Raw genomic sequence first — 12,521 nt, forward strand, 5'->3', positions numbered from 1 at the left:
CGTCGCGCCCGCCGTTTCCCGGAGGTGCGCCATGTCTGAGCCCCATCACGCCAATAGCGGCGAGAAGATTCAACTCACCCGCGCGCTGAAGAGCCGCCACATTTTCATGCTGTCGCTGGGCGGCGTAATCGGTACCGGCCTGTTCATGGGCTCGGGCGTCACCATCGGCTCCGGCGGCCCGATGGGCGCCATCCTTGCCTACCTGGTCGCGGGCCTGCTGATGTACCTGGTGATGGTCTGCCTGGGCGAGCTGTCGGTGCAGATGCCCGTCTCCGGCTCCTTCCAGGCCCACGCCACGCGCTTCATCGGCCCGGCCACCGGGTTCATGATCGGCTGGGTGTACTGGATGAGCTGGGCCTCTACCGTGGGCCTGGAATTCACCGCCGCCGGCATGCTGATGACCCGCTGGTTCCCCGACGTGCCGATCTGGCTCTGGTCGGGCTTCTTCGTGGTCGTCCTGTTCTCCCTCAACGCCCTGGCGACCCGCGCCTTCGGCGAAGCCGAATACTGGTTCTCGGGCATCAAGGTGGCGGCCATCCTCGGCTTCATCGTGGTCGGCGTGCTGGTGATCTTCGGTGCCATCCCGCTGAACAGCGGCGAAGCGGCTCCGGGGTTGTCCAACCTGATGAGTGACGGCCTGTTCCCCAACGGCCTGTCCGCCGTGTTCGCGGTGATGATGACGGTGGTCTACGCCTTCCAGGGCTGCGAGATCATGGGCGTCGCCGCCGGTGAGACCGACCAGCCGGAAAAGAGCATCCCGCGCGCCGTGCGCAACGTGGTGTTCCGCGTACTGATCTTCTACGTGCTGGCGATCGTCGTGCTCTCCTGCATCGTGCCGTGGAAGCAGGCCGGGCTGATGGAAAGCCCCTTCGTGCAGGTATTCGACATGGTCGGCATCCCCTACGCCGCCGACCTGATGAACTTCGTGATCCTTACCGCGATTCTGTCGGTGGGTAACTCCGGCCTGTACGCCTCCACCCGCATCCTCTGGGCCATGTCCAAGACCGGCATGGCGCCGCGCAAGCTGTCGAAACTCAGCGCCCGTGGCGTGCCGCTCTACGCGCTGCTGATCAGCCTGGCTTTCGCCCTGCTGTCGCTGCTGACCAGCATCGTCGCCGCCGACACCCTGTTCATGGTGCTGATGGCGGTGAGCGGGATGTCCGGCACGGTCACCTGGATCGTGATTGCCTACGCCCAGTACCGCTTCCGCCGCGAGCACATGGCCAAGGGCGGTACCGTGGCCGACCTGAAGTATGCCGCGCCGCTGTTCCCGCTGATCCCCATCGCGTGCATCGCGATCTGCTGCTCGCTGTTCGTGTTCCTCGCCCTGGACCCGACCCAGCGTCCGTCGCTGTACTGGGGCTTCGGCTTCATGGCGGCGTGCTACCTCGCCTACTACGTGCTCAAGCGCAAGCGTGGGCAGGTGCTGACCGACGAGGCAGTGCCGAGCCTCGGCTGAGTCTTCCTGCGTCGAAGGAGCCCCGCACTGCGGGGCTTTTTCATTGGCTTTGCGGCTCTTCGTAGGAGCGAGCTTGCTCGCGAACCCGCCCAGCTCCAGAGCCGCCGGAAAATCCGTTCGCGAGCAAGCTCGCTCCTACAGGTATGCCTCTCACCCGTTGCGTAGGGCGGATAACCCCGGAATGGGTTGTGCGGCCTATCGCTTGCTGAACGATTGTTCGAAGTTGTAACAAGCTCTCGGGGCAAACCGCTGAAGAACCCCCCAGCCCCGCGCCACGCGGCCTTCCCGTCGATTGAAGGAGCGTTACAAGCCACCCATTCGGGTGGATTGCCGGCTTGCTGAACACTTGTTTAGTATTGGCTCCATCGCCTCACTACAATCGACTACAAGAACGAGGGCAGCATGACTCAGCCATCCCCGCTCAGCCGGGTCCAGGACGGCATCGCCTGGATCACCCTGAACCGCCCCGAGCAACGCAACGCGCTCGACGTCCCCACGCTCAAGAACCTGCTGGCCCTGCTCGACGCCTACGAGGCCGACGAGGCCGTGCGCGTCATCGTGCTCAGCGGCGAAGGCCGCAGCTTCTGCGCCGGCGCCGACCTCGCCGAATGGGCCGAGGCCGAAGCCCGCGGCGAACTGGAAACCTACGGCTGGACCGAAACCGCCCATGCCCTGATGCGCCGCCTGCACGGCCTGGACAAGCCAACCATCGCCGCCGTCAACGGCACCGCCGTCGGCGCCGGGATGGACCTGACCCTGTGCTGCGACTTCCGCATTGCAGGCGCCTCCGCACGCTTCAAGGCCGGCTATACCGGCATGGCCTACTGCCCGGACGCCGGCGCCAGCTGGCACCTGCCGCGCCTGATCGGCAGCGAAGCGGCCAAGCGCCTGCTGTTCCTCGACGAACTGTGGAACGCCGAACGCGCGCTGAACGCCGGCCTGGTCGGTGAAGTGGTTGCCGACGATCAACTGCAAGCCCAGGTCGGCGAATTCGCCGCGCGCCTGGCGGCCGGCCCGACCTTCGCCTTCGCCCAGACCAAGCGCCTGATGCGCGACGGCGCCGCCCGCACCCTGGCCCAGCAACTGGAAGCCGAACAGGCCGCCGGGCTGCTCTGCGGCCGCAGTGAAGATGCCGCCGAGGCGCTGCGCGCCGTGGCCGAAAAACGCTCCCCCCAATTCAAAGGCCGCTAACGGCCGCAGGTGATGTGATGGATTTCCAACTGACCCAGGAACAGGAAATGCTCGTCGAGGCGGTCAAGGCTTTCGTCGAGAAAGAGTTGCTGCCGTACGAAGAGGAAGTGGACCGCGCTGACGCGGTATCCCCGGAGCTGGCCGCGAAGATTCGCGGCAAGGCTCTGGCGGCGGGCTTCTACGCCTTCAACATGCCCGAGGAAGTCGGTGGTGGCGGCCTGGACTACCTGTCCCAGGCGCTGGTCGAGCGCGAGCTGTCCAAGGTGTCCTGGGCGCTGCACGTGTTCGTCGCGCGGCCCTCGAAGATCCTCATGGCGTGCAAGGGCCAGCAGATCCAGGACTACCTGCTGCCAGTGGTGCAGGGCGAGAAGATCGACTGCTTCGCCCTCACCGAGCCGGGCGCCGGCTCCGACGCCAACTCGATCAAGACCCGCGCCGTGCGTGACGGCGAGGACTTCGTGATCAACGGCGCCAAGCACTTCATCAGCCACGCCGGCCACGCCGACTTCGCCATCGTCTTCGCGGTGACCGACACCTTCGAGCGCAACGGCAAGAAGCGCAACGCCGTGACCGCCTTCCTGGTGGACAAGGGCACCGCCGGCATGACCGTGCGCCGTGGCCCGCGCTGCGTCAGCAACAAGGGCTATCACACCTACGAAATCTTCTTCGACGACTGCCGCGTGCCGGCCTCCCAGGTGCTGGGCGAAGTCGACAAGGGCTGGGAAGTGGCCAACGCCTGGCTCACTGCCGGCCGCGTGATGGTTGCCGCCAACTGCGTCGGCCAGGCCCAGCGTGCCATGGACCTGGCACTGCAATGGTCGGCCGACCGCAAGCAGTTCGGTGCCGCCATCGGCAGCTACCAGGGCATCTCCTTCAAGCTCGCCGACATGGCCACTCAGATTCGCGCCGCCGAGCTGATGACCCTGCACACCGCCTGGAAGATGGACCGCGGGACCATGACCGACGGCGAAGCCGGCATGGCCAAGCTGTTCGCCAGCGAAGTGCTGGGCAAGGTCGCCGACGAGACCGTGCAGATCTTCGGCGGCATGGGCCTGATGGACGAAGGCCCGGTGGAACGCATCTGGCGCAACGCGCGCATCGAGCGCATCTGGGAAGGCACCTCGGAAATCCAGCGCCACATTATTTCCCGCGAACTGCTGCGGCCGTTGCTGCGCTGATCCTTCGCCCCTCGCCCTTCAGGGAGAGGGGCTGGGGGAGAGGGCATAGGCCCCGTACCGAGACCTGATATGAAAAGAGAAAATCTTCAGCGCCTGCTGGCCCCCCGGCATGTCGCCTTCATCGGCGGCCGCAGCATGGCGCGCGCGCTCAAGCGCTGCGCCGAAGGCGGCTTCGCCGGCGCGATGTGGCTGGTTAACCCGCAATACGACGAACTCGAAGGCGTGCCCTGCGTACGCAGCATCGCCGAACTGCCTGAAGGGCCGGACGCAGTGTTCGTCGCCACCAACCGCGACCTGACCCTGCAAGCCGTCGCCGAGCTGGCCGCGAAAGATGCCGGCGGCGCCATCTGCTACGCCTCCGGCTTTGCCGAATGCGGCGAAGAAGGCGAAGCGTTGCAACGCCGCCTGCTCGCCAGCGCCGGCGACATGGCCCTGCTCGGCCCCAACTGCTACGGCCTGCTCGACTACCTCCACGGTTCCGCGTTGTGGCCGGTGGCCCACGGTGGGCACATCGTCGAGAAGGGCGTGGCCGTGCTGACCCAGAGCGGCAACTTCGCCTACAACCTGTCCATGAGCGACCGCTCGCTGCCCATCGCCTACATGGCCTCGGTGGGCAACCAGGCGCAGCTGGGCGTGGCCGAACTGATGGACGTGCTGCTCGACGAGCCGCGCGTCACCGCCATCGGCCTGCACCTGGAAGGTCTGAAGAACGTCCCCGGCTTTGCCCGTGCCGCCTTCAAGGCGCTGCAGAAAGGCATCCCGGTGATCGCCCTGAAGACCGGCGTCTCGCAGATCGGCGCCGAGCTCGCACTCAGCCACACCAGCTCCCTGGCCGGCTCCGATGCGCTGTACGACGCGCTGTTCGACCGCCTCGGGGTGATCCGCGTCAGCGGCCCGGTGAGCTTCATCGAAACCTTGAAGGCCGCTGCCTGCGGCAATCTGCCGGCCGGCCCCAGCCTCGCTGCGCTGGCCTGCTCCGGTGGCGACGCCGGGCTGATCGCCGACTACGCCGAACGCAACGGCCTGAGCCTGCCCAAACTGGTCGACGCGCAGCGCGCCGAACTGGCGCAGGTGCTGCCGGACTACGCCAACATCGCCAACCCGCTGGACTTCACCACCGCCATCTGGGGTGACGGCCCGGCGCTGAGCCGCATGCTCGACAGCGCTCTGCAGACCGAAGCCGACGCCGCCCTGCTGGTGCTCGACTACCCCGGCGAGGAAACCGGCGAGCGCCCGCAGTGCGACTTGCTGCTGGAGCTTTACTGCGCCGCGCTGGAGCGCCACGGCAAGGTCGGCTTCATCGCCTCCGCGCTGCCGGAACTGCTGCCCAGGCACGCCCGCGAACTGCTGCACTCCCATGGCGTCGCCGCGCTGCAAGGCGTGGAGGATGGCCTCGCCGCCTGGGGCCGCATCGCCCATTACCGCCAGCGTCGCGAAGCGCTGCTAGCCCGTGGCGAAGCCGCGCTGGTGCCGCTGTGCCCGCAGGCGCTGGAAGGCGAAGGCCGGTTGCTGGACGAGTGGCAATCCAAGCAGGCGCTGAAGCCTTTCGGCCTGCCGCTGCCGCGCGCTGCCCTGAGCACGCCGACCCAGGCCCGCGAAGCGGCCGCCGACGTCGGCTTCCCGCTGGCACTGAAAGTGGTCAGCGCGCAGTTGCCGCACAAGACCGAAGCCGGCGGTGTGGCGCTCAACCTGCGCAACGAGGCGGCGCTGGAAGCCGCGCTGTTCGACATGCGCGAAAACGTCGCTCGCCACGCACCCGGTGTGCCCTTCGACCAGGTGTTGCTGGAGCGCATGGCGAACCCGCCACTGGCCGAGCTGATCGTCGGCATCAAGCGCGAGAACGGCTTCGGCCTGGCGCTGGTGCTGGGGGCCGGCGGCATCCTCGTCGAGCTGCTCAAGGACAGTCGCAGCCTGCTGCTGCCGACCACCGACGCGGCGATCCGCGACGCCCTGTTGAGCCTGCGCAGCGCGCCGCTGCTCACCGGCTTCCGCGGTCGTCCGGCGGTGAACCTGGAGGCGCTGGTGGAAGCCATCCGCGCCGTTGCCGATTACGCCTGCGAGCACGTGGACAACCTGCTGGAGCTGGACGTGAACCCGCTGCTGGCGGACGCCGATGGCGCCGTGGCGGTGGATGCGCTGATCCGCAGCGCTGAGTGAAACGCACGTACCTGTAGGAGCGAGCTTGCTCGCGAACAAACCCCGCTGCGGGGCCCGGTTCGCGAGCAAGCTCGCTCCTACAAGGTCAAGCCATAGCCTTGGGGAGCAACCTCATGCAAGAGAACAAGAACCTCACCGGCGGCCAGGCCCTGGTCCGCCTGCTGGCCAACTACGGCGTCGACACCGTGTTCGGCATTCCCGGTGTGCACACCCTGGAGCTGTACCGTGGCCTGCCCGGCAGCGGCATCCGCCACGTGCTGACCCGCCACGAACAGGGCGCCGGCTTCATGGCCGACGGCTATGCACGCGTCAGCGGCAAGCCCGGCGTGGCCTTCATCATCACCGGGCCGGGGGTGACCAACGCCGCCACCGCCATCGGCCAGGCCTACGCCGATTCGATCCCGATGCTGGTGATCTCCAGCGTCAACCACACCGCCAGCCTCGGCAAGGGCTGGGGCTGCCTGCACGAGACCCAGGACCAGCGCGCCATGACCGCGCCGATCACCGCGTTCTCGGCCGTCGCCTTGAGCGCCGAAGACCTGCCCGAGCTGATCGCCCGCGCCTACGCCGTGTTCGACAGCGAGCGCCCGCGCCCGGTGCACATCTCCGTGCCGCTGGACGTGCTGGCCAATCCGGTCGCCCGCGACTGGACCCACGAAGTGGTGCGCCGTGCCGGCCGTGGCCAGCCCAGCGCCGATGCGCTCAAGCAGGCTGTGGATAAACTCCAGGCCGCCAAACGCCCGATGATCATCGCCGGCGGCGGCGCGCTGCATGCCGCCGATGCCCTGGCCGCGCTGAGCGAGCGCCTGGCCGCGCCGCTGTTCACCAGCGTCGCCGGCAAGGGCCTGCTGGCGCCGGAAGCGCCGCTCGCCGCCGGCGCCACCCTGTGTACCCAGGCCGGCTGGGACATGATCGCCGAGGCCGACGTGGTCCTGGCCATCGGTACCGAAATGGCCGACACCGACTTCTGGCGCGACCGCCTGCCGGTCACCGGCGAGGTGATCCGCGTCGACGTCGACTCGCGCAAGTTCAACGACTTCTACCCGAGCGCCGTGGCGCTGCTGGGCGATTCAAAGGCCACGGCCGAAGCGCTGCTTGCCGCGCTGCCGAGCGCGAGCCGCGACGCTGCGAAAGCGCAGTCGCGCATTGCCGAGCTGCAAGCGCAGATCAACGCCGGCCACGCGCCGCTGCAACGGATCCACAAGGCGATCCTGGAGCGCATCGCCAAGGTGCTGCCGGACAACGCGTTTATCGCCAGCGACATGACCCAGCTGGCCTACACCGCCAACTACCTCTACCCGAGCAAGGCGCCGCGCGGCTGGCTGCACCCCACCGGCTACGGCACCCTCGGCTACGGCGTGCCCGCCGGCATCGGTGCCAAGTTCGGCGCGCCGGAGCGCCCCGGCCTGGTGCTGGTCGGTGACGGCGGCTTCCTCTACACCGCGCAGGAACTGGCCACCGCCACCGAGGAGCTGGATAGCCCGCTGGTGGTGCTGCTGTGGAACAACGATGCGCTGGGGCAGATCCGCGACGACATGATCGGCCTGGACATCGAGCCCATCGGCGTCCTGCCGCGCAACCCGGACTTCGCCCTGCTTGGCCGCGCCTACGGCTGCGAGATGCGCCAGCCGCAGAGCCTGGACGAACTGGAGCGCGACCTGCGCGCCGGCTTCGCCCATCCGGGCGTCACCCTGATCGAGCTGAAACACGCCTGCGCCCAGTAGGACTTGTTGCACCCACCGGAACCCACGGGCTCCGGTGCCTTGAAGGAAGCACACCATGCGCTACTCGAACTTCACCCAACGCATCGCCGGCGACGGCGCCGCCGCCTGGGACATCCACTACCGCGCCCTGGCGCGCCTGGAGCAGGGCGACGACATCCTCCTGCTGTCGGTGGGTGACCCGGACTTCGACACCCCGGTGCCCATCGTGCAGTCGGCCATCGACAGCCTGCTGGCCGGCAACACCCACTACGCCGACGTGCGCGGCAAGCGCTCGCTGCGCGAAGCCATCGCTCGCCGCCACACCCAGCGCAGTGGCCAGGCTGTCACCGCTGATGACGTGGTCGTGCTGGCCGGCGCCCAGTGCGCGCTGTATGCCGTGGCGCAGTGCGTGCTCAATCCCGGCGACGAGGTGATCGTCGCAGAGCCGATGTACGTCACCTACGAAGCGGTGTTCGGCGCCTGCGGCGCCAAGGTCATCCCGGTGTCGGTGCGTTCCGAGCACGGCTTCCGCGTGCAGGCCGAGGACGTCGCCGCGCTGATCACCCCGCGCACCCGCGCGCTGGCGATCAACAGCCCACACAACCCGTCCGGCGCCAGCCTGCCGCGCGCCACCTGGGAAGCGCTGGCCGAGCTGTGCATCAGTAACGACCTGTGGATGATTTCCGACGAGGTCTACAGCGAGCTGCTGTTCGACGGCGAGCACGTCAGCCCCGCCAGCCTGCCGGGCATGGCCGAGCGCACCGCGACCCTCAACAGCCTGTCGAAATCCCACGCCATGACCGGCTGGCGCGTGGGCTGGGTGGTCGGCCCGCAGGCACTCTGCGCGCACCTGGAAAACCTCGCCCTGTGCATGCTCTACGGTTCGCCGGACTTCATCCAGGACGCCGCCTGCACCGCGCTGGAAGCCAAGCTGCCGGAACTGCAAGCCATGCGCGAGGCCTACCGCCAGCGCCGCGACCTGGTGCTCGACTGCCTCGCCGATTGCGTTGGCGTGCGCGCCCTGCGCCCGGACGGCGGCATGTTCGTGATGGTGGATATCCGCGCCACCGGGCTCTCCGCCCAGGACTTCTCCAACCTGCTGCTGGATCGCCACGGCGTCTCCGTGCTGGCCGGCGAAGCCTTCGGCCCCAGCGCCGCCGGGCACATCCGTCTGGGCCTGGTGCTCGGCGCCGAACCGCTGCGTGAAGCCTGCCGCCGCATCGCCCTGTGCGCCGCCGAACTGCTCAAGGAAAAGCGCTATGCGTGACCGCACCCAGCTCTACATCGACGGCGCCTGGGTGGCGCCGCAGGGGCAGGGCGTGGCCGAGGTGCAGAACCCGGCCACCGAGGAATGCGTCGGTCGTGTGCCGCTGGGCGGTGAAGGCGACGTGAACCGCGCGGTGGACGCCGCGCGCCGCGCCTTCCCGGCGTGGTCGCAGACCCCGTCCCACGTGCGCGCCGGCTACATCCGCGCTCTCGCCGAGCAACTGAAGAACCGCGCCGACGAGATGGCCGCGCTGATCACCGCCGAGCTGGGCATGCCCGTCCAGTGGTGCCGCATGGTGCAGGTCGACGGGCCGATCGAGGGCCTGGAAAGCTACGCCGCGATGGCCGCGCACATGGACGAAGTGCGCGAGGTCGGCAACTCGCTGGTGGTGAAGGAAGCGGTGGGCGTCTGCGCCTTCATCAACCCCTGGAACTACCCGCTGCACCAGCTGATCGGCAAGCTCGCCCCGGCACTCGCCGCCGGCTGCACCGTGGTGGTCAAGCCGAGCCAGGACACTCCGCTGCACGCCTTCCTGCTGGCCGACATGGTCCACGCCATCGGCCTGCCGGCCGGCGTGTTCAACCTGGTCAGCGGCCCCGGCTCCAAGGTCGGTGAGGCCCTGGCGCGGCATCCGGACGTGGACATGGTGTCCTTCACCGGCTCCACCGGTGCGGGTGTGAAGGTTTCCGAGGCGGCGGCGCCGACGGTCAAGCGCGTGTGCCTGGAGCTGGGCGGCAAGTCGCCGTTCCTGATCACCGCCGATGCCGACCTGGCCGCTGCTGTGCGCCACGGCGTGCAGGACGTGATGATCAACTCTGGGCAGACCTGCACCGCGTTGACGCGCATGTTGCTGCCCGCCAACCGTTATGCCGAAGCCGTGGAAATTGCCCGTGCCGAAGCCCTCGCGCTGAAGATGGGCGACCCGCTGGACACCGACAGCTTCCTCGGGCCGATGTGCTCGGGCGGCCAGCGCCGTACCGTGCTCGACTACATCCGCGTCGGCCTGGAAGAGGGCGCGCAACTGGTCTGCGGTGGCGCCGAGCGCCCGGCCCATCTGGAGCGCGGGCATTATGTGCAGCCGACGATCTTCGCCGGGGTGAACAACCAGATGCGCATCGCCCGCGAGGAAATCTTCGGCCCGGTGCTTTGCCTGATTCCCTATGCCGACGAGGCCGAAGCGATCGCCATCGCCAACGACTCGCCGTTCGGCCTGTCCAGCGCCGTGTGGGCGGGCGACCGCGAAGATGGCCTGCGCCTCGCCCGACAGATGCGCGCCGGCCAATGTTTCGTCAACGGCGGTGCCTTCAACTACCGGGCGCCGTTTGGCGGCTACAAGCAATCCGGCAATGGCCGCGAATGGGGCGAGCAGGGCTTGCACGAGTTCGTCGAGCTCAAGGCCATCCAGCTTTAAACAGACCCCTCTCCCTCCGGGAGAGGGCTGGGGTGAGGGCTGTGCCGCTCACCGACTTGTCAGGAATCCACATGAACGTACTGATCGTCCACGCCCACAACGAAGCGCAATCCTTCAGCACCGCGCTGTATCAACTCGCCGAAGAAACCCTGCGCGGCCAGGGCCACGAGGTGCAGGTCTCCGACCTCTACGCGATGAACTGGAACCCGGTGGCCAGCGCCGCCGACTTCGACGCCCGCGCCAACCCCGAGTACCTGGTCTACGCCCTGGAACAGCGCGAAGGCGCCAAGGCCAAGACCCTCGCCGCCGACATCCAGGCCGAACTGGACAAGCTGCTCTGGGCGGACCTGGTGATCTTCAACTTCCCGATCTACTGGTTCTCCGCGCCGGCCATCCTCAAGGGCTGGTTCGACCGCGTGCTGGTTTCGGGCATCTGCTACGGCGGCAAGCGCTTCTACGATCAGGGCGGCCTGGCCGGCAAGAAGGCGCTGGTCAGCGTGACCCTCGGCGGCCGCGACCACATGTTCGGCGACGGCGCCATCCACGGCCCGCTGGAAGACATGCTGCGGCCGATCCTGCGCGGCACCCTGGCCTACACCGGCATGAGCGTTCTGCCGCCCTTCGTGGCCTGGCATGTGCCCTACATCAGCAACGAGGCGCGCCAGGACTTCCTGCGCCAGTACCAGGACCGTCTGCAGAACCTGGAGAGCGACCAGCCGCTGGAGTTCGTGCGCCTGGAGCAGTTCGACGAGCGCCTGTACCCGCTGCCGCGCTGACCGCTTCTGCTTTTCGTAGGACCGAGGGGGACGCCTAGTTCTTGCTCGCGAACAGATTCCCCGGCGATTTCCGAGTGAAGCGGGTTCGCGAGCAAGCTCGCTCCTACATCATCCGGCTCGACTCGGTGCTGCGGCCAAAAATGAAAAAGGGCGGTCATCCGAAGATGACCGCCCCTGGAGAAAGAGTCAGTCGCTGCAGCCAGGTATGCGCGGGGGAGAGGGCCGTCGATTGGTGTATCGGCGGCCGTACGATGAGCCTGGTATGCCCAACGTTGCTGCAGCGACTTGGCCGGCACTATACGTGGTAACAATCAGCAATAAACGACCCTATACTGCGATTCAGTTTTGCGGCGCGGACAACAATGGTTGTCGTCTCCTACAGGCGCCTACGACGAGATCAACAGGCAGGGGGAAGCATGGACGTACTTCACGCGATGCGGGCATTCGTCCGGGTGGTGGATGCCGGCAGTTTCACCGCCGCCGCCAACGCCCTGGGGTTATCCACAGCCCAGGTCTCGCGCGTGGTCTCCGACCTCGAAGCCCAGCTCGAAGCGCGCCTGCTGCACCGGACTACAAGACGCCTGGCGCTGACCGAAACTGGCGAGCGCTACCTGCTGCGCTGCCGGGAAATCCTCGCCGATGTCGATGAAGCCCAGGCCGAAGCCAGTGGCGCGCACCTCAACCCGCGCGGCCGCCTGCGCGTCCACTCGCTCACCGGCCTTGGCCAGCAGCACCTGATCCCGCTGATCTCGCGCTACTGCGAATCCTTCCCCGAGGTCTACATCGAGCTGACCCTGGCCCAGCGCCAGCCGGACATCCTCGAGGAAGGCCAGGACGTGGTGATCACCCGCGACCGCGAACTGCCCGACTCCGAGTTCGTCGCCCAGACCCTGGGCACCATCTACAGCGTGCTCTGCGCCAGCCCCGAGTACCTCAAGCGGCGCGGCACCCCGACCAGCGTCGCCGACCTGCACCAGCACCAGTGCCTGCGCCTGCAGGACCCGACCTTCCCCGAAGGCTGGGCCTTCGAGGAGGGCAACGAGGAAAGCGTGATCCGCCCGCGCGATACCTTCATGGTCAACGTCGCCGAGGCGCTGACCGGCGCCGCGGCCGCCGGCATGGGCATCTGCCTGCTGCCCAGCTACGTCGCCGCGCCCGCGCTGCGCCGCCGTTCGCTGGTGCGCGTGTTGCCCCGGCACAGCCTGCACGTGCGGCAGATCTATGCGCTGTACCCGTCGCGGCGCTTCCTCGACGCGAAGATCCGTACCTGGGTCGAGTTCCTCAAGGCGGAGCTGCCCCGAGTCTTCGAGGACGACGAAGCAGCGCTCAATGATCCCGTCAACTGGGCATAAGGCCATCTCGGGCTTTGGGCGCTAGCG

At 67.9% G+C, this 12,521-nt stretch carries 9 protein-coding genes; all 9 read left to right on the forward strand.

Translation table 11 applies throughout. The annotated features are described in order from the left end of the window. Positions 1–31 precede the first annotated feature (31 nt). The 9 genes from CTR55_RS25620 to CTR55_RS25660 all read left to right on the forward strand — a co-directional run bounded on the left by CTR55_RS25620 (position 32) and on the right by CTR55_RS25660 (position 12,494). Positions 32–1,459 (forward strand): amino acid permease, encoded by a 1,428-nt coding sequence (locus CTR55_RS25620; protein WP_296290495.1) that lies wholly within the window; start codon positions 32–34, stop codon positions 1,457–1,459. A gap of 402 nt (positions 1,460–1,861) precedes the next feature. Continuing rightward, complete coding sequence (locus CTR55_RS25625) at positions 1,862–2,650, forward strand: enoyl-CoA hydratase-related protein (RefSeq protein ID WP_296290496.1); 789 nt, start codon at positions 1,862–1,864, stop codon at positions 2,648–2,650. 17 nt (positions 2,651–2,667) lie between these two features. Beyond that, a complete protein-coding gene (locus CTR55_RS25630; RefSeq protein WP_296290497.1) occupies positions 2,668–3,828 on the forward strand; it encodes an acyl-CoA dehydrogenase family protein in 1,161 nt (386 codons plus the stop codon). A 69-nt stretch (positions 3,829–3,897) separates the two neighbouring features. Beyond that, positions 3,898–5,985 (forward strand): acetate--CoA ligase family protein, encoded by a 2,088-nt coding sequence (locus CTR55_RS25635; protein WP_296290498.1) that lies wholly within the window; start codon positions 3,898–3,900, stop codon positions 5,983–5,985. Between the two features lie 113 nt (positions 5,986–6,098). Next, complete coding sequence (locus CTR55_RS25640; RefSeq protein ID WP_296290499.1) at positions 6,099–7,709, forward strand: 5-guanidino-2-oxopentanoate decarboxylase; 1,611 nt, start codon at positions 6,099–6,101, stop codon at positions 7,707–7,709. A 55-nt stretch (positions 7,710–7,764) separates the two neighbouring features. After that, positions 7,765–8,955, forward strand: a complete 1,191-nt coding sequence (locus CTR55_RS25645) for a pyridoxal phosphate-dependent aminotransferase (protein WP_296290500.1) — start codon at positions 7,765–7,767, stop codon at positions 8,953–8,955. Beyond that, the gene (locus CTR55_RS25650) at positions 8,948–10,366 is read left to right on the forward strand and encodes an aldehyde dehydrogenase family protein (protein WP_296290501.1); all 1,419 of its coding nucleotides are present in this window, start codon (positions 8,948–8,950) and stop codon (positions 10,364–10,366) included. The genes CTR55_RS25645 and CTR55_RS25650 overlap by 8 nt, the downstream gene beginning before the upstream one ends. 71 nt (positions 10,367–10,437) lie before the next feature. Continuing rightward, positions 10,438–11,142 (forward strand): NAD(P)H-dependent oxidoreductase, encoded by a 705-nt coding sequence (locus tag CTR55_RS25655; protein WP_296290502.1) that lies wholly within the window; start codon positions 10,438–10,440, stop codon positions 11,140–11,142. 416 nt (positions 11,143–11,558) lie between these two features. Further along, positions 11,559–12,494 (forward strand): LysR family transcriptional regulator, encoded by a 936-nt coding sequence (locus CTR55_RS25660; RefSeq protein ID WP_296290503.1) that lies wholly within the window; start codon positions 11,559–11,561, stop codon positions 12,492–12,494. Positions 12,495–12,521: the final 27 nt, after the last annotated feature.

It is taken from the genome of Pseudomonas sp. (assembly GCF_002796985.1).
In the GTDB taxonomy this organism is placed as follows: domain Bacteria; phylum Pseudomonadota; class Gammaproteobacteria; order Pseudomonadales; family Pseudomonadaceae; genus Pseudomonas.

Excerpts from the sequence above, each read along its gene's own strand:
- CTR55_RS25620 (WP_296290495.1), top strand. The coding sequence starts at position 32 with ATGTCTGAGCCCCATCACGCCAATAGCGGCGAGAAGATTCAACTCACC.
- CTR55_RS25625 (WP_296290496.1), top strand. The coding sequence starts at position 1,862 with ATGACTCAGCCATCCCCGCTCAGCCGGGTCCAGGACGGCATCGCCTGG.
- CTR55_RS25630 (WP_296290497.1), top strand. The coding sequence starts at position 2,668 with ATGGATTTCCAACTGACCCAGGAACAGGAAATGCTCGTCGAGGCGGTC.
- CTR55_RS25635 (WP_296290498.1), top strand. The coding sequence starts at position 3,898 with ATGAAAAGAGAAAATCTTCAGCGCCTGCTGGCCCCCCGGCATGTCGCC.
- CTR55_RS25640 (WP_296290499.1), top strand. The coding sequence starts at position 6,099 with ATGCAAGAGAACAAGAACCTCACCGGCGGCCAGGCCCTGGTCCGCCTG.
- CTR55_RS25645 (WP_296290500.1), top strand. The coding sequence starts at position 7,765 with ATGCGCTACTCGAACTTCACCCAACGCATCGCCGGCGACGGCGCCGCC.
- CTR55_RS25650 (WP_296290501.1), top strand. The coding sequence starts at position 8,948 with ATGCGTGACCGCACCCAGCTCTACATCGACGGCGCCTGGGTGGCGCCG.
- CTR55_RS25655 (WP_296290502.1), top strand. The coding sequence starts at position 10,438 with ATGAACGTACTGATCGTCCACGCCCACAACGAAGCGCAATCCTTCAGC.
- CTR55_RS25660 (WP_296290503.1), top strand. The coding sequence starts at position 11,559 with ATGGACGTACTTCACGCGATGCGGGCATTCGTCCGGGTGGTGGATGCC.